We start from the raw sequence: 16,267 nt of genomic DNA, 5'->3' as shown, positions 1-16,267 counted from the left end.
CGTACTTTCTACGCTGGCTGTAGTAGAGGGTGGACGAGCCGGTCGTAACGGATGCAGCGATCCCGGCTCGGACGATCATTCGCGCACGTAGTACCGCAACGTCCCGTATGCCGTCAGGGCGGCGAACACTATGCCGACCGGTGCGATGACGAGTGCGGTCATCGCGATGTCGTCGCCGGTGATGCGGGGGAAGACCTTGCTGGCGAACAGGTCGCCGAGGGCGCGGTCGATCACCAAGGGGCGCGCGGCGAGTAGACCGAGCATCGCCAGCACCGAGCCTGCCAGCGCGGCGGCCACGGCTTCGAGCAGGAAGGGCAACTGGGTATACCAGCGGGTCGCGCCGACCAGCCGCATGATGCCGACCTCGGTGCGCCGGGTGAACGCGGCGATCTGCACCATGTTCGCGATCAGCAACAACGCGGCCAGCGCCTGCAGCACGGCCAGTCCGAACGCCGCGTTGCGCATCCCGTCGAACAGGCTGACCAGCCGGTCCACGATGTCCTTGTCGTTGCGGACCATGCCGACGCCGGGCCGATCGTAGAACTTCTCGTAGATCGTCGGATACAGCTGCGCGTCCGCCATCTTCACGCGCAGCGACGCGGGCAGCGGCGTCTCGCTGACGTACTTGGCCAGCTCGGGCTGGTCTTTGAAGGTTTTTTCCTTGGCCTCGCGGATGGCTTCGTCCCGGTTGAGGAACTGCACCGACTCCACGCCGCCGGTCGCCTTCAGATCGGCCATCAGCGAGCGGCACGGGTCCTGCGAGCAGTCCGGATCGTTGGCCGAGACCTCCTCGGTGAGGTACATCCGCACCTCGAGGCGGTCCAGGAAGTACTGCTCGGTCTTGTCCGCGATGCGCACCGCGAGCAGACCGCCACCGAGCATGGTGAGCGAGACCGCGGTGGTCAGGATCATCGCGATGGTCATCGTCACATTGCGGCGCAGCCCCGCCGCGACCTCGCCGAAGAGGAAACTCGCGCGCATTATCGGCCCACCCCGTAGACGCCGGTCGCCTCGTCGCGCACCAGGCGGCCGTGATCGAGCTCGACCACCCTCCTGCGCATCGCGTCGACGATGTGGTTGTCATGGGTGGCCATCACGACCGTGGTGCCGACGCGGTTGATCCGCTCCAGCAGCATCATGATGTCGGCGCTCGTGTCGGGATCGAGGTTGCCGGTCGGTTCATCGGCCAGCAATACCAGCGGCCGGTTCACGAACGCGCGTGCGATCGCCACCCGCTGCTGTTCGCCGCCGGAAAGCTCGGTCGGTAGTCGATCGGACTTTCCCCCCAAACCCACCATGTCGAGCACCTCGGGGACGGTCCGCTCGATGACCTGGCGTTTCTTACCGATCACCTCCAGCGCGAACGCCACGTTCTCGTAGACCGTCTTCTGCTGCAACAGCCGGAAGTCCTGGAAGACGCATCCCATGCGCTGGCGCAGCTTGGGCACTTTGCGGCCCGGCAACCGGTCGACCCGGAAGTCGGCGACTCTGATCTCGCCGGCCGTGGGTGACTCTTCTTTGAGCAGCAATCGCATGAAGGTCGACTTACCCGAGCCGGACGGTCCGATGATGAAGACGAACTCGCCCTTGCCCACATCGACGGTGATGTTGTCCAGCGCGGGCCGCGTCGAGGTCGGATACGACTTGGTAACGTTCCGCATGGTTATCACGGGGAGCCAGTGTAACCAGCAACCGCGCGCGGCCGGCGTCGGTCAGCGGTGGCAGCATCGCGGCGCCGCATCCGCCTGCTCACTGGTTTTGCGGCTCGGTGAGCATCCCTACCGGAATGGCGTTGACCAGCGTGGCCGGCACGGTGGTCGTTTTATCTGGTTTCACGAATACATACAGCACGAATGTGGCGACCCAGGTGGCCATCAGGATCGCGGTGGATCTACGTGGTCTCACTGATTCCCTCCCGGCGCAAGGCTGCGGCGACACGCACCCGCAGTTCGCGTCCGACGTCGAATTGTTTGCCGGGCAAAGTCCGGGCAACCATTCGGATGTTCATCTGGTCGACGGTGAGGTCTTCGACACCCATCACAGTGGGCTCGTCCAGCAACAGTGGCTTCAGACGAATATCTCCGTACGCCTTTGTACCGACCTCGTGCAGGATCTCGTTGACCCTGGTGATGTCAGCGCTCGCGGCCACCGGCACGTCGATCGCGGCGCGCGCCCAATCCTTCGATAGATTCGTGACTTTCACGATCTGGCCGTTGGGTATGGTGATCACCTCACCGTCCGCGTTGCGCAACGTGGTGATCCGCAGCGTGACGTCCTCGACCGTACCCTCGGCCTGCTCCGCGGCTCCAGTCACCGCGATGCGGACCACATCGCCGAATCCGTACTGTCGCTCGGTGATCAGGAAGAATCCCGCGAGAATGTCCTGGACGATGCGCTGCGCGCCGAAACCGAGTGCCGCGCCGAGCACCGCGGCGGGCGCGACCAAGCCGGTGACGGCGAAACCGAGGCGCCGCAGCACCTCCATGGTGATCAGCACATAGACGATGGTCAGCACCACCCACGTGATCACCTGGGCCAGCGCGTGCCGGTGTTTCGCCGCCTCGGTGCGCACCAGCGCGTCGCTGCTGTGGAATCCGGCGTCGATCCTGCGGGTGACTCGGTCCCGGATGTAGGTGGCGAACCGGCTGAACAGCACGGCCCCGAGAATGAGCAGCACGATCTCCAGGCCCGCACCGCGCAGCCACGTGGTGAAACCGGCGGAGGCGATCACCTGTATATCCGCGATGTTCATCTAGCTCGCCTGTTCCCGCATCCGCCAGCGAATACCGGACTCGATGAATCCGTCGATCTCACCGTCGAGCACTGCCGACGGGTTGTTGACCTCGTGGTTCGTCCGCAGATCCTTGACCATCTGGTAGGGGTGCAGCACGTAGGAGCGCATCTGATTGCCCCAGGACGCGCCCTCGTTGGTCTTCAGCGCGTCCATCTGGGCGCGCTCCTCCTGCCGCTTGCGCTCCAGAAGCTTGGCCTGCAGCACGCGCATGGCCGAGATCTTGTTCTGCAGCTGGGATTTCTCGTTCTGACAGGTGACCACGATGCCGGTGGGCAGGTGGGTGATGCGGACCGCGGAGTCGGTGGTGTTGACGCTCTGACCGCCGGGACCCGACGAGCGGTACACGTCGACGCGGATCTCGGTCTCCGGCACCTCGATGTGGTCGGTGGTCTCGACCACGGGTAGCACCTCGACCTCGGCGAAGGAAGTCTGGCGGCGACCCTGATTGTCGAACGGGCTGATTCGCACCAGACGGTGCGTGCCCATCTCCACCGACAAGGTGCCGTAGGCGTACGGCGACTTCACCGCGAAGGTGGCGCTCTTGATGCCCGCCTCTTCGGCGTAGGAGGTGTCGTAGACCTCGACCGAATACTTGTGCCGGTCGGCCCAGCGGATGTACATGCGCATGAGCATCTCGGCCCAGTCGGCGGCGTCCACGCCGCCCGCGCCGGAACGGATGTTCACCAGCGCGTCGCGCTTGTCGTATTCGCCCGACAGCAGCGTGCGGACCTCCATCGCCTCCACGTCACCGTGCAGCGCGGCCCGCTCGGCGTCGGCCTCCGCCAGCGCGGTGACCTTGCCCTCGCCGTCTTCCTCCTCGGCGAGCTCGTAGAGCACCGGCAGGTCATCCAGGCGCTGGCGCAGCTCCTCGACCCGGCGCAGCTCGCCCTGGGCGTGCGAGAGCTCACTGGTGACCTGCTGCGCGTGGTCCTGGTCGTTCCACAGGTCGGGGTCGGCCGCCTGATGCTCGAGCTCATCGATACGACGGCGCAGCTCGTCGATGTCGAGGACCGATTCGACCGTCTTGAGGGTGGCGTCGAGTTCGGCGAGATCAGCGGAAACATCAGGATGCACGATCGTCAAGCCTAGCTGCCCCGCGACCGGCGCGGCACACGAGTGTGCGCGGGGTGATCCGGCACGGCACCGGCGCGTCTGTGCTGCGCGACCCTTGGTTCGAGTGGGCCGATCGCCCGAATGTCGTGTGCTCGCCCTTCACCCGGCACCGGGTGGGTGCGGTGTGCTGGACGCGTCATGGTTTCCTACCCTGAACGTCTACCGCGATTGGTGCAGTTGGTGTCCTGATCAGCGAGGCGGCCACCAGCCGTCGGATTCACTTGGTGACGAGTACCTTTGTCGAACTCCGTTCGGTACCCGGCGACTCTCTCCTGCGCGAGGCGATATGTGCTCGGCGTGATGCGAGCCACCTACCAGTTCGATGCCGAGTCCTGGGGAAGCACGCTGCCGATCTCGTCGCGGTTCTGCCGGAGCTGAGCGCCGGCGAGGCGCAGACATGAGCGCGTGATCTGGCGGATGTCGGGTTGAACTCGGCTTCGCTCCCGGTCCGCCATCCAGCGGGATGGCGGTCAGTATGGTCGGCTGGACAGATAGGGTGCGGGGCGTGGCTGAGCATTCCTCCGATCTCGAACTTGCCCTGCGGCTGGCCGACACGGCTGAGGCCATCACCCGGGCTCGCTTCGGTGCGCTGGACCTGAAGGTCGACGCCAAGCCGGACCTGACGCCGGTGTCGGACGCCGACCTGGCGGTGGAGAAGGCGATCCGGCAGGTGCTGGCCGAGGCAAGGCCGGACGACTCGGTGCTCGGCGAGGAATTCGGCGGCGCCGCCGAATTCAGCGGGCGGCAGTGGGTGGTCGACCCGATCGACGGCACCAAGAACTTCGTGCGCGGGGTGCCGATCTGGGCGACACTGATCGCGTTGCTGGTCGACGGGGAGCCGGTCGTCGGCGTGGTGAGTGCCCCCGCGCTGGTCCGGCGCTGGTGGGCCGCCGCAGGGTCGGGGGCGTGGTCGAGCTTCGACGCCCGGCAGGCTGAGAAGATTTCGGTCTCGGCCGTCGCCGAACTCGACTCGGCCAGCCTGGCGTTCTCCAGCCTGTCCGGTTGGCGCGAGCGCGGCATGCGCGATGGGTTCATCGCGCTGACCGACGAGGTGTGGCGCGTGCGTGGTTACGGCGATTTCCTCAGCTACTGCTTGCTGGCAGAGGGCGCCGTCGACATCGCCACCGAACCCGAAGTATCCCTGTGGGACCTGGCCGCCCTGGACATCCTCGTACGCGAAGCCGGTGGCCGCTTCTCCTCCTTGGACGGCACACCCGGTCCGCACGGCGGCGATGCCATCGCCACCAACGGCCTGCTCCACGACGAGGTTCTGCACCGCCTCCATGGCTGATTGATTCCGTCCCGCACCGGCGTCGCTTCCTGCTGTTCGGCGTCGACCTCCTCGCGCCGCCGGGCGCAGAAACGGCGGCGCCGTCGAACAGGTTGCACTGTGGGCACCGCGCCCGGTCGTGACGGCGGGCGCGGTGTGCACGGCCGGATGCCACCGTGTTCGTGACCGTCGAGCAGCCGCGCCGGGGCTGGTTCGTGAGGGACTCGATGTCACCGGCCGGCGTCCGATCAGGACCACGTCCTGCACCTATGGGCTCTCGACTACCTGGGCCGGTGTGCTCAGGGTTTTCTCCATCAGGATGACGTGGCTGGTGCCATGGAATTGGGGCGGCAGCGTTGTTTCCCGGAGTTCGATGAAACCCTGTACGGCGTAGTACTTTCGGAGAACCTGGTTGTTCGACGCGGTATCCAGGCGTTGCCGGGTGATGCCGCGGTCGAGGGTGCGGTCGGCGCAGAATTGGAGGATCCGCGGACCGATGGCGCGGCCGCGCCGTTCCGGAGCGACCATGAGGCCGTGGATGTATCCGGCATCGGTGCCGTCGTCCGCACCCCAGAATTCCGGGTCCCGCCAGATGAGGCGAACGGCGGCCGCCAGCGTCGCCGACTCGTCGCGCCATACGTACCACTCACCCCGCGCCGCTTCCTCTGCCACGATCTTCGCCGGATACTCTCCCGGCACCCACTGTCCGATGCGGTTGTCGACCATCCACTGCGCAAGCCGGTCGCGCAGCCGTGCGACGTCGTCGGCGTCCGCCGCGGTTGCTGCCACCATGGGTGCCGCTTCGACCACGATCGTCCTTTCCACGGTTGTGCGTACCAGCCGTCTCCGAGAGTGTCGGACCTATCCAGCTCGGCGGGGTGTCGCCGGGGTGAGATCAACCCCAGCCGGTGGGCGCAGGCGGCGCAGGGTGCCGTCCATACTGGTGACGAACAGTGCCATGGACTCCCCGTCGCGGTCGATGCGTACCGATGTGGCACCGTCGGGTGGATTGCGGAAGGGGCCGGGTTTGATCAGGCCGGTGATGATCGCGCACGTGGCGCCGGTGGCGGTATCCACTTGGTAGACGGCGCCGAGGATGTGATCGGTGACGAAGAGTGTGCCCGCGCGGGTGGCCTCCATGTCATCGGGCAGTGCGACCAGTTCCGGGATGCCGGAGACGGGACCCGGGTGCGCCGGATCGTCCAGCGGGACGCGGAGGATCTGCAGCGTCATGGTGTCGACGTAGACCGACTTTCCATCGGCGGCCAGCGCGACGCCGTTGGCAGGGGGCAGGCTCGACCAGTCCCGCTCGTACTCGTTCGTCTCGGGCCAGTAGCGCGAGATTCCGTTCGGACCGGCAAGGCCGATGGTGGTGAACAGCAGGCTGCCATCGGGCAGCAACAGCAGACCGTTGGGCCCGTTCAGGCCGGTCAGCAGGACGTGCACCACGCCGGATTCGGTGTCGTAGCGTTGGAGTGTGCCCGGCGGCTCGCTGAGTCCGTCACCGGTGAGGAAGTAGACGTACCGCCCCGCGACGCGCACGCCCGCCGGCCGGTGCAGATCGGTGACCAGCTTCTCGAATCGTCCGGTGCGGTCGACGTGCGCAAGGTACCCATCCATGATCCCGGTGACGTAGAAGCCGCCGTGCCCATCGGAATCGAGGTTCTCCAGATTGCCGACGCCCTCGACCACCGTGGTGGCTTCCCATCCGTCCGAACAGGTGGCGGGAAATGTCTCCGCCTGCGCTGTCGGCATCGCGGCGGCGACTCCTGCGACGACGACGGCGCAGAGCAGTGCCGCTCGCGCCCGGGTTCTTGATGGGCGCAGCCGGACGTAGTCCGTCATCACCCCGCGCACGGCCGGAGCGCAGGCGGAGGTATCGCCTATCCCTGTTGCCATGAGCGACAACATAACAGCGTGGAAAGGGGCAGTAAGGTGGGCGATTTCCAGCCAGTGCTGGAAATCCGCACGTCAGAGGGCTGCGATCGGGTGAGCCGAATCCAGTTATCCCCAGGTGCACAACTCGGCGGTCGACCAGGGTGAACGCCGGACCGTACCGATACCACCGGGACCGAGCGCTCGTAGGATGGGCCGGGTGACTCCCCCCGATGATTTCGCGGCTGTAGCGATCGACGAGGCGTCCGGTGCGGACGCCGGATCCGTTGCAGCGCAACAGGTTCTACGCCGAGTCTTCGGTTACGACAGCTTCCGTGGCGATCAGAGCGCCATCGTGGAGCACGTGATCGCCGGCGGTGACGCACTGGTGCTCATGCCGACCGGCGGCGGCAAGTCACTGTGCTACCAGGTGCCTGCCCTGGTACGCCCTGGCGTCGGCGTGGTGGTCTCGCCGCTGATCGCGCTCATGCAGGACCAAGTGGACGCGCTCAGTGCTCTCGGTGTGCGTGCGGGATTCCTCAACTCGACCCAGTACCCCGACGAACGTCGCACGGTCGAGGCGCAATTCGTCGCGGGCGAGCTCGACCTGCTGTACCTGGCGCCGGAGCGGTTGCGGCTGGAATCCACCACGCGGTTGCTGGATCGGGGCAAGGTGGCGCTGTTCGCCATCGATGAGGCGCACTGCGTCTCCCAGTGGGGCCACGACTTCCGGCCCGATTACCTGGGCCTGTCCATGCTGCACGAGCGGTGGCCGGACGTCCCGAGGATCGCGCTGACCGCGACCGCCACCGAGAAGACGCGGGACGAAATCATCCAGCGTCTCGACCTCGGCGCGGCCCGGCGCTTCGTGTCCAGCTTCGACCGGCCCAACATCCAGTACCGGATCGAGCCGAAGAACCGCCCCGAGCGGCAACTGCTGGAATTCATCAAGACCGAATATCCAGGGGAAGCGGGCATCGTCTACTGCCTCTCGCGGAACTCGGTGGAGAAGACCGCTGCCTTCCTCACCGAGAACGGCATCACCGCCGTGCCATATCATGCCGGCTTGGACAATCGCACCCGTGCGACGAACCAGTCGCGGTTCCTCCGCGAAGACGGTCTCGTCGTCGTGGCGACCATCGCTTTCGGTATGGGCATCGACAAGCCCGACGTACGCTTCGTGGCGCACCTCGACCTGCCCAAGTCCGTCGAGGGCTATTACCAGGAGACCGGTCGCGCGGGCCGGGACGGATCGCCCTCGACCGCGTGGATGGTATACGGACTCAGCGATGTGGTGCAGCAGCGCAAATTGATCGATGCCTCCGAGGGCGACGCCGCGCATCGCCGCCAGCTGCAGCTGCACCTGGACGCGATGCTGGCGCTGTGCGAGGCGGTGAGCTGCCGCCGTACCCAGCTCCTGGCGTACTTCGGCGAACCCGGGTTGCCCTGCGGCAACTGTGATACCTGCCTGTCGCCGCCGCAATCCTGGGACGGCACGGTGGCCGCGCAAAAGTTGCTGTCGGCGGTGCTGCGGCTCAAACGCGAACGCGGGCAGAGCTACGGCGCCGGCCACATCGTGGACATCCTGCTCGGCAAGAAGAGCCCGAAGATCCTGCAGCACGACCATCACGAACTGAAGGTCTTCGGCATCGGCACCGATCTGCGCGATACGGAATGGCGCGGCGTGGTCCGGCAATTGCTGGCCCATGGCTTGCTGGCCGTACACGGCGATTACGGAGTGCTGACGCTCACCGAAGCCAGTAGCGAGGTGCTGTTCGACGGACGCCAGGTGCTGCTGCGCCGTGAGTCCGAGCGGATAACCAAGTCTGCGCGCGCCGCGAAGGCCGCCCGGTCGGTGGCCGCCGAGATGACGCCCGCCGACCTGCCGCTGTTCGAGAAGCTGCGCGAATGGCGCGCGGCGACCGCCAAGGAACAGGGATTTCCCGCCTACGTCGTCTTCCATGACGCCACCCTGCGCGAGATCGCGGCACACAAGCCCACGAACCTCGCCGAACTCGGCAAAGTCAACGGTGTCGGCGAAAACAAACTCGCGAAGTACGGCGAGCAGGTGCTCGAAGTACTCGCCGAGGCCTGAGCCGCTGCCGGTGCTCACGAAACATTGTGGTGGACAACATGCGCACCAGCGTCCCCCTCCCGCCCTGGCCTTTCGAGGCCGCCTGGCCCGGGTTCCAATTGGGTTGCGCCGCGCGGGAATAAGGCGTGTCGCTGTCGCGGCGGCTACCGTGCTGGGTTATGGCACCGGATGAGGGTTCCAGTGATGACGGCGGCGATCTTTCCGCTGTCTTATCGGGTGGCGAGACCCCGGACGCGGCGCCGACTGTCCGCAACAGGATCGATCCCGCGGTGGAGGGCGTGTGGCTGCGGCGCCGGCCGCCGTCGGACCGTCCTGGTGTGCCGCGGATGTCGACGGTGGTGTTGCTCGTCGCGTTCTTCGCCGTTCTCGTGCTCTATCTCGTGCTGGGCCGCGCCCACTAGCGGCTCCGCGACCTGCGGGAATAAACCGGTTGCCACGTCACTTAGAGTGGACCGTTATGAAGGAGAAGGGGCGCAAGGTTATCGCGACCAACCGCCGGGCGCGCCACAACTACACGATCTTGGACATCTACGAGGCCGGGATCGCGTTGGTCGGCACCGAGGTGAAGAGCCTGCGTGAGGGCAAGGCATCCCTTGTGGACGCGTTCGCGACGGTGGACAACGGCGAAGTGTGGCTGCGTGGGCTGCACATCCCGGAGTTCAGCCACGGCACCTGGACCAACCACTCTCCGCGCCGGGTGCGCAAACTGCTCCTGCACAAGCGTGAGATCGAGCGGCTGGTCGGCAAGTCGCGCGAGGGCAACCAGACGTTGGTTCCGCTGTCGATGTACTTCTCCGACGGCAAGGTGAAGGTCGAGCTGGCTCTCGCCAAGGGCAAGCAGGACTATGACAAGCGCCAGGACCTGGCCAGGCGGACCGCCGAGCGCGAGGTGACCCGTGAACTGGGACGCCGGGTGAAAGGCATGCGCTGACCACTCTGCTCGCGCTGCTCCCGTTCGTGTCCAGCGCCTCGGCGGCGGCGCCCCATTGGGGGCACACGCGGCCGACGTTCGTCACCAGACGCGGGGTGGTTCTCTGCGACGCCGGCCCGTGGTCCCGTCCCGGTCGTATCGTCGGCCCGCTGCAGCGGTGTCAGGGTCGGGCGCACGTCGCGGCGGTCGACGACCAGTGGACAGCGCCCGCCGCGCGGGAACTGCCGGCTCGGTAGTGGTCCGGCTTGCGCCGAAGCCCGCCGATCCGAGTCCGGACGTCGCGTCCGGCGCACCCGATAATCGGGATGATCCGGGCCGCTGAGCGGTGTTAGTATGGACAGCCCGGCAAGGTGCCGGGGCGTACGGGGCTGAACGGTTTCGACTGCGTACGTAGATTCAGGGGAAGCGTGTCGGTGCAGGCAAGAGACCACCGTAAGCGTCGTTGCAACCAATTAAGCGCCGATTCTCATCAGCGCGAGTACGCTCTCGCTGCCTAATCAGCAGAGCGTCTCTGTCGGCCCGGGGTATGCCCTCGGCTCCGGTGCCGGCATCAGCTAGAGGGCTCACCGTCCTGCTCGGTCGCGGAGTAGGACGGGACATCGCACAGCGACTGGGATCGTCATCCGGGCTTGTTCGCGGGACCTGGAGATCCGAGTAGAGGCACAGCGGACTGCACACGGAGAAGCCCTGAAGACGCGGCGGAGGACCCGGGTTCGATTCCCGGCAGCTCCACCCAAAGAGAAGCCGCAGGTCAGCGACCTGCGGCTTCTTTTGTCATATGACAGCGTTTCGCTGATTGTCTTTGAGCGGCGATAATGGCAACTGGTCGGTGTTTGAACTCAATGGGGTGTTCTTGACTCCTGGGGCTGGTGTGACTGCTGGGGTTACGTCTGAGGGCGGTCTTTGCCTGGAAGAGACAGCGCTGCTGGCGGGTTGCAGGGTGTGCTGTCTGGAAGTAGTCCGTGCTGGAGCCGGGGGGGGGTGAGGTCCCGTGCGGGCCGCCATAGCGGGTTTCCCTCTTGTACTCCTCGAGTGTCCGCCATGCGTGCGTCTTCATATTCCCCTTCGGTCACTTTGGAGTGAATAGCTTCACAATCCCCCAGGTCTCAGCTCTTTTCGGGGAACCTGAGATCGAGCAGGAGTTTGCGCAGCTTACGCACGCTCGCACTGCCGATCACGCCGTACTCCTCCGCGGCCTTGATCAGGTCATCGGCGTCGATGTCCCGCACGCCGGGCGCGTACCTCAGTTGCCCGAGGGCGACGGCCTCGGGCGCGATCGCCACCTGGGTAGGTTTCGTCTCGCGCGTGCCCCACTTATTCACGGTGCCAGTCCGACTTTCATCGGTTGCCCGGTGGGGTATCGCGGGCCGTCGGACTCCCCGCATTGTGGGCACCGGGACCACGTGCGCTCGCTCACCTGGCGAGCCGAGCCCTGGGTCATCGTCGCGTAAGTGGTCATATGCGCCGAGCAGAACGTGAACACTGACTGAGCAACGAGGCTCGCTGCGACCACGGTGTAGCGAGCAAGCTCGATCGCGGTCATGGTTAGACCTGGTTAGACCGGATCTCGTGAACGCGAGGGTCTGCGGCACACAGCTTCTGACCGTCCTCGAACGGGAGTGGCCGACATACACAGCAAGCGTCTACGAGATGCATCTGCGCGGCAGGTGGACGCGCGGTTCAGTATCTATCCGTGGTGTGTGCCCGTGGACGGGTCAAACACCTTCACACCCTTACCTGCGAAGTCCTTCACGTTCTGGGTCGCCAGCGTCGCGTCCTGGGCCAGGGCGATGGCCGCGATCTGTGCGTCGAGGACTTCACCGGCCGTTGGTTTGGGTCGTTTCATCATTAGTGTCGCGTAGTAGAAGGCGGCAGCGTAGTCGAACGTCAGCACCCGCCCAGCTGCCTCGAGGGGCGCGAACACGGCATCGGCCGCGACGTCGAGCGCGGCGCGCTTCCTACCCTTGTCGAGCGCGTAGATGCCGTTGAGGGTCTCCATGACCGTGACGGAAGTCGTGTAGACGGTCGGCTGGGTAACCAACCAGGCGGCCACGATTGGATACTTTTCCGGTGTCATGGCCGCTGCGATCACGTTGGTGTCGAGAATGAGCACTATTTCGAATTCTCGTGCCGCACACCGATTTCCGGCACATCACCATCAAGGGCTTGCCGAAGCTCGGCCAGCCGGGCAAGCAGGGCGGCTCCGGATAGCGGGCTTGGTGTGGAGGTGTCGCCCTCGGTAGCGGCGCGAGTGAGAATGTCCCGTACCTCGGCTTCCATGGACCGGCCGTGACGGGCGGCCCGGCGCTGAATGGTCGCCTTGATGGCGGGATCGAGGTTACGAACATTCAGGTTAGTCGGTGTCGCCTTGGCGACTGTGCTTTTGGCGGTCGCCTTACGCGCCTTCTGGGTCTTCGGTGTCTTGATCGTCGCCATGACGTCAATTATATCGGAATGCCCTCAGATTGCACTCATTTTGACGACCAACACGGGGGATGCCATGTTCTTTGCCGTTGACCCGTTGACCCGTTGACCCGTTGACCCGCTGACGCGGTTAGCGTTTGCCGCCTAATGTTCTGGTCGCTGAACGCGGGGCCAAAGACACAGAGTTGATGCTGACCGGATCGAATGATTGCCATTCAACGTCGCTGTCCGCCCCTCGGCCTGATCGTCACCCCAGCCCCGCGAAGCACCCTCGCCACGGTCCGCTTCGCGATGTGGTGATCAGCCTTCAGTTGGACCATCGACGCGCCCGCCTCGTACTTCTCAATGATCTCGGCGACTTCGTCAGGGCTCAGATGCTTCTTTGGCCCGCCCGATGTCCGTGGCCGTGATCACTGCGACCCGAGCGGCCCGCTTCCCTCGATCCGTTGCCGCAGATCAGCGAAGTCCTCCAGCAGATCGGTCCGGTTCGAGTAACTCTTTGCGGCAGTCGGGCGGCGGCATCGCCGCTGCGCGGCTGCGGGCGATGGTGTTCCGTTTCCGGGTACAGGCGAGGTGCTGAAGCTGGGCAACAGGGCAATTCGGGCGAATCTGGCGGATTCTGTTTGATTGCTGAGCTTGGTGGAATATCCGCATCAATGTCAATCGACCAGGGAAAATGGGGTGTTAGCCCCCCGGTATCTGGATGGCTGGGATGATGCTAGAAGCCATGATGCTCGAAGTCGAGATGCGGTGCTACTGCCCCCGAGGTGGTTGCGGGGAGCTGTCATGACCTCGGATGTCACGGGCAACGGCATGCAGTCGATTCTGCGTGCCGCCTGTGTGGGCGTCGGAATCGACGCGAGCGATGCCGAGCCGGTGGACGCGCCGGGGGTCTACCGGCTGCGCGACGGAATTGTCGTGCGGATCGGTGGGCGGGAACAGAAGCTGGCGAGCTCGCGGGAAGTCGCCGTGGCTCGATGGCTGGAGACATGTGGGGTGTCCGCGACGCGAGTCATCCCGAATATCCCGCAGCCGGTCGTGGTCGACGGACGGCCGGTGACTTTCTGGCAGGAATTGCCGCCGCATCATCCCGGCACGCCCGGCGATGTCGCCCAGGCGTTGGAACAGTTGCATCGGCTGCCGCTGCCGGGTTTCGAACTACGTCGGATGTCGCCCCTGGCTCGGGTGGAGGACGACATCGCCGCCGCGCAGACGGTGACCGAGGACGACCGGCGCTGGCTGCGCAAACACCTGGAGGAATTGCGCGGCCGCTGGAAGGTGCTTCCGCAGGGCCTGCCCTGGTCGGTTGTCCAGGGCGCGGGCGGCGGCGACGGAGTGGTGGTCGGCGACGACGGCGACGTGATCCTGGCCGGATTGGGACGGGCGGTGATCGGCCCGCCGGAGTGGGATCTGGTGCACACGGCGATCGAGTGCTGGACCGCCGCCGCGATCAACGCTTCGCAGTACGCGGAGTTCTGTGCCCGGTACGGCCGGGATGTGACGCGGTGGGACGGTTTCTACCTACTGCGCGATATCCAGGAGTTCCGGATGGCCTTGCAGTCGATGCGAGCCGCCGCCCTCGACCCCACCTATCAGCGGCAGGCGCTGCGCCGCCTCGCCTGCATCCGCGGCGACGAGGGTATGCGCCCGTGGCCAGGGTGGGCGGACATCGACTAGCAATGTGGTGCGGTGCTTTGCCGGAGATCCCGCCACCAGCCCGTCGACGGTGTCGCCGACGCGCTCGGCCGCGCGGACGTCGAACGAGTCGCGCGGACGCACGGCCAGGAGGGTGTCGGGAACGTTGCCCAGATGCGCGTCGCGCCAGCCGAGACACCAGACCTCGGCGACCCCGAGGCGTCGACGGGCTGGCGCGGCGCCGCACCCGGGCGACATCCGTCATCCGCCGGACGGAACCGGTGCACGCACCGGGGATCAACCCTGCTGGGTCGGGACGACGACGATCTCGGCGATGTTGACGTGCCGAGGTAGTCGCGGGGCCACCCAGGAGCGGCGCCCCTGACCTACGCTCGGATCATTGACTCCGACAATCGACTCGGCGCCTTCCTGCGCGCGCCGCGAACTGGTACGACCGGAGGATTTCGGCCTGCCGGGCGGCGGCCAGCGACGAGTCGCGGGGCTGCGCCGCGAGGAGATCGCTCTGCTCGCCGGGGTGAGCGCCGACTATTACGTGCGGCTGGAACAAGGGCGTGACCGGCACCCCTCCGAACAGGTCATCGCGTCGCTCGCACGGGTGTTCGCGCTGGACGAGGAGGGCACGGCGCACCTGCGCGAACTGGCCCGGCCGACGGCCAAGCGCCCGCGAGCTCCGCGGCGGCCCGAACGCGTCGCGCCCGGCCTGCTGCGCCTGATGAACGCGTGGCCGCACACTCCCGCGGTGGTGCTGGGCAGATACCTGGACGTCCTGGCGGCGAATTCCCTGGCCGCGGCCGTCAACTCGTGCTCGGTTCCCGGAGTCGATCAGGTGCGCATGGTCTTCCTCGATCCGGAGGCGCGCGACCTCTACCTGGATTGGCCGACCATCGCGGCCGACACCGTCGCCAGCTTGCGGGCGACTGCGGGCGCGGACCTGGACGACCCGCGATTGACCGAGCTGGTCGGGGAGCTGTCGCTCAAGAGCGAGGAGTTCCGGCAGCTGTGGGCGCGCCACGACGTCCGGGCGAAGACCGCGGGCGACAAGGAATTTCGTAACCCCATGGTCGGGGACCTGACCCTGTCCTTCGAGACGTTCAGCGTGAACGGCGCGCCGGGTCAGATGCTCATCGCCTACCACGCGGAACCGGGATCACCCTCGGAGCGATCGCTGGCCCTGCTGGGCAGTTTGATCGCGGACAACCCCGAGACGGCCGGTGACGAGCGGCAACCGGACGTGTCTCGGCAGCCGCGTTGAGCAGCGGTCCGCGCCCGGACGTCGGACTTTCGCTTCGGTGTCGCCCCCGCCGACGCCTCGACCACACACGCGACGCCCACCCACTGTCCGAGATTCATGATCTGACCGAGCACACCAAGCCCCGCGATAGCCACCGCGGGCTCCAGGCTCAACAGCACGCCGAACACGCGGGCGGGGTCCGCCGCCGCGCTTCCAGCTCCACCGAATACGGCCATACCGGCGGAGGCGCGGACAGTTCCGTCGGCCGAGGGGCCGAGGCCCGGTCCAGTTGATCGAGATTCCGCGGTTTGCCCCCCGTCGAAGCCGTGGGGGAGTGAGTATCTAGTCATCGCGCGGGTGCGCGGGCGGCGTCCGTTCGACGAAGACCGACATCACGACCGATAGGACTATTCCGCATGCGAAAAGGAGTTGCCGCGATTGCGGCGGCGATCGGAACCGGCGTGGCAGTCGCGCTGGCTTGCCCGCCCCTGGCCGGAGCCACCGTGACCCAGGTAGGGATGTATCCCGGTATCAACTTCGGCTTGGCGACGAACTACGGGACGGGCTGCACCTACGCCGCGCGAGCCACGGTGACCGACACCGTCGCACCGGTGACGTTCTATGACAACGGCATTCCGTTCGGCGTGGTCCGGCCGTCCGGCGGTGTCGCACTGATCGACTGGGTGCCGGCCACACCGGGGCCGCACACCGTCAACGCGGTACAAGAGCCGTACACACGGTATGTGGCGGGTATCGACCTCCGGGTCGGCGAAGGCATCCACGTGGGCTACGCGTGCATCGTCAGCGGCGGTTGACGGCGGCGCTCGCCGGTGCGCCGCGCCGGTAGTGTCGAAACCGGCGGTGCTGAGCTCGACCTT

Annotated in this window: 18 protein-coding genes and 1 other RNA gene; 8 read left to right on the top strand and 11 right to left on the bottom strand. The window is 66.3% G+C overall.

The window, feature by feature from the left end:
- Nucleotides 1-75: 75 nt before the first annotated feature.
- The 5 genes from ftsX to prfB all read right to left on the bottom strand — a co-directional run bounded on the left by ftsX (nucleotide 76) and on the right by prfB (nucleotide 3,868).
- Complete coding sequence (gene ftsX, locus ACT86A_RS14605) at nucleotides 76-981, bottom strand: permease-like cell division protein FtsX (protein WP_445092651.1); 906 nt, start codon at nucleotides 979-981, stop codon at nucleotides 76-78.
- Nucleotides 981-1,670: a cell division ATP-binding protein FtsE gene (ftsE, locus tag ACT86A_RS14600; protein ID WP_445092650.1), complete on the bottom strand. Its 690-nt coding sequence runs from the start codon at nucleotides 1,668-1,670 to the stop codon at nucleotides 981-983. The genes ftsX and ftsE overlap by 1 nt, the downstream gene beginning before the upstream one ends.
- A 79-nt stretch (nucleotides 1,671-1,749) precedes the next feature.
- Entirely contained in the window at nucleotides 1,750-1,875 is a 126-nt protein-coding gene (locus ACT86A_RS14595) for a hypothetical protein (protein WP_445092649.1), read from the bottom strand.
- 16 nt (nucleotides 1,876-1,891) lie between these two features.
- Nucleotides 1,892-2,752, bottom strand: a complete 861-nt coding sequence (locus tag ACT86A_RS14590; RefSeq protein ID WP_445092648.1) for a mechanosensitive ion channel family protein — start codon at nucleotides 2,750-2,752, stop codon at nucleotides 1,892-1,894.
- On the bottom strand, nucleotides 2,753-3,868 hold the full coding sequence (gene prfB, locus ACT86A_RS14585; RefSeq protein WP_445092647.1) for a peptide chain release factor 2: 1,116 nt from the start codon (nucleotides 3,866-3,868) through the stop codon (nucleotides 2,753-2,755). It abuts the gene before it with no gap.
- A gap of 544 nt (nucleotides 3,869-4,412) precedes the next feature.
- On the opposite strand from prfB, the gene hisN reads away from it, so the two are divergent.
- Nucleotides 4,413-5,198 carry a histidinol-phosphatase gene (gene hisN / locus ACT86A_RS14580; protein WP_445092646.1) on the top strand — a complete coding sequence of 262 codons (786 nt, stop codon included), beginning with the start codon at nucleotides 4,413-4,415 and terminating at the stop codon, nucleotides 5,196-5,198.
- Between the two features lie 246 nt (nucleotides 5,199-5,444).
- Here hisN and ACT86A_RS14575 read toward each other — a convergent pair whose 3' ends face one another.
- A complete protein-coding gene (locus ACT86A_RS14575) occupies nucleotides 5,445-5,969 on the bottom strand; it encodes a GNAT family N-acetyltransferase (protein WP_445092645.1) in 525 nt (174 codons plus the stop codon).
- Nucleotides 5,970-6,038: 69 nt separating this feature from the next.
- Entirely contained in the window at nucleotides 6,039-7,076 is a 1,038-nt protein-coding gene (locus ACT86A_RS14570) for an NHL repeat-containing protein (protein WP_445092644.1), read from the bottom strand.
- Between the two features lie 196 nt (nucleotides 7,077-7,272).
- Here ACT86A_RS14570 and recQ point away from each other — a divergent pair, with 196 nt between their 5' ends.
- The 4 genes from recQ to ssrA all read left to right on the top strand — a co-directional run bounded on the left by recQ (nucleotide 7,273) and on the right by ssrA (nucleotide 10,813).
- Nucleotides 7,273-9,147 (top strand): DNA helicase RecQ, encoded by a 1,875-nt coding sequence (gene recQ / locus ACT86A_RS14565; protein ID WP_445092643.1) that lies wholly within the window; start codon nucleotides 7,273-7,275, stop codon nucleotides 9,145-9,147.
- Nucleotides 9,148-9,305: 158 nt separating this feature from the next.
- Nucleotides 9,306-9,548 carry a WLR motif membrane protein gene (locus tag ACT86A_RS14560; RefSeq protein WP_445092642.1) on the top strand — a complete coding sequence of 81 codons (243 nt, stop codon included), beginning with the start codon at nucleotides 9,306-9,308 and terminating at the stop codon, nucleotides 9,546-9,548.
- Nucleotides 9,549-9,604: 56 nt separating this feature from the next.
- Nucleotides 9,605-10,078 (top strand): SsrA-binding protein SmpB, encoded by a 474-nt coding sequence (smpB, locus tag ACT86A_RS14555; protein WP_445092641.1) that lies wholly within the window; start codon nucleotides 9,605-9,607, stop codon nucleotides 10,076-10,078.
- Between the two features lie 364 nt (nucleotides 10,079-10,442).
- Nucleotides 10,443-10,813: a transfer-messenger RNA gene (ssrA, locus tag ACT86A_RS14550) on the top strand.
- A gap of 371 nt (nucleotides 10,814-11,184) precedes the next feature.
- Here ssrA and ACT86A_RS14545 read toward each other — a convergent pair.
- The 4 genes from ACT86A_RS14545 to ACT86A_RS14530 form a co-directional block, all read right to left on the bottom strand.
- The gene (locus ACT86A_RS14545; RefSeq protein WP_445092640.1) at nucleotides 11,185-11,361 is read right to left on the bottom strand and encodes a hypothetical protein; all 177 of its coding nucleotides are present in this window, start codon (nucleotides 11,359-11,361) and stop codon (nucleotides 11,185-11,187) included.
- A gap of 404 nt (nucleotides 11,362-11,765) precedes the next feature.
- The gene (locus ACT86A_RS14540) at nucleotides 11,766-12,191 is read right to left on the bottom strand and encodes a PIN domain-containing protein (RefSeq protein ID WP_445092639.1); all 426 of its coding nucleotides are present in this window, start codon (nucleotides 12,189-12,191) and stop codon (nucleotides 11,766-11,768) included.
- The gene (locus tag ACT86A_RS14535) at nucleotides 12,191-12,514 is read right to left on the bottom strand and encodes a FitA-like ribbon-helix-helix domain-containing protein (protein WP_445092638.1); all 324 of its coding nucleotides are present in this window, start codon (nucleotides 12,512-12,514) and stop codon (nucleotides 12,191-12,193) included. Before ACT86A_RS14535 ends, ACT86A_RS14540 begins: the two co-directional genes overlap by 1 nt.
- Before the next feature lie 203 nt (nucleotides 12,515-12,717).
- Nucleotides 12,718-12,849: a helix-turn-helix domain-containing protein gene (locus tag ACT86A_RS14530; RefSeq protein WP_445092792.1), complete on the bottom strand. Its 132-nt coding sequence runs from the start codon at nucleotides 12,847-12,849 to the stop codon at nucleotides 12,718-12,720.
- 439 nt (nucleotides 12,850-13,288) lie between these two features.
- On the opposite strand from ACT86A_RS14530, the gene ACT86A_RS14525 reads away from it, so the two are divergent.
- From ACT86A_RS14525 to ACT86A_RS14515, 3 genes are all read left to right on the top strand, one after another.
- Nucleotides 13,289-14,179, top strand: a complete 891-nt coding sequence (locus tag ACT86A_RS14525; protein WP_445092637.1) for a phosphotransferase — start codon at nucleotides 13,289-13,291, stop codon at nucleotides 14,177-14,179.
- Between the two features lie 358 nt (nucleotides 14,180-14,537).
- Nucleotides 14,538-15,410 carry a helix-turn-helix transcriptional regulator gene (locus ACT86A_RS14520; RefSeq protein WP_445092636.1) on the top strand — a complete coding sequence of 291 codons (873 nt, stop codon included), beginning with the start codon at nucleotides 14,538-14,540 and terminating at the stop codon, nucleotides 15,408-15,410.
- A gap of 395 nt (nucleotides 15,411-15,805) precedes the next feature.
- On the top strand, nucleotides 15,806-16,204 hold the full coding sequence (locus tag ACT86A_RS14515; RefSeq protein ID WP_445092635.1) for a hypothetical protein: 399 nt from the start codon (nucleotides 15,806-15,808) through the stop codon (nucleotides 16,202-16,204).
- The last annotated feature ends 63 nt before the right edge of the window (nucleotides 16,205-16,267 follow it).

This window comes from Nocardia glycosmidis (assembly GCF_052545115.1).
The sequence above is the reverse complement of the archived record's forward strand: the minus strand, read 5'-3'. Positions and strand labels throughout refer to the sequence as shown.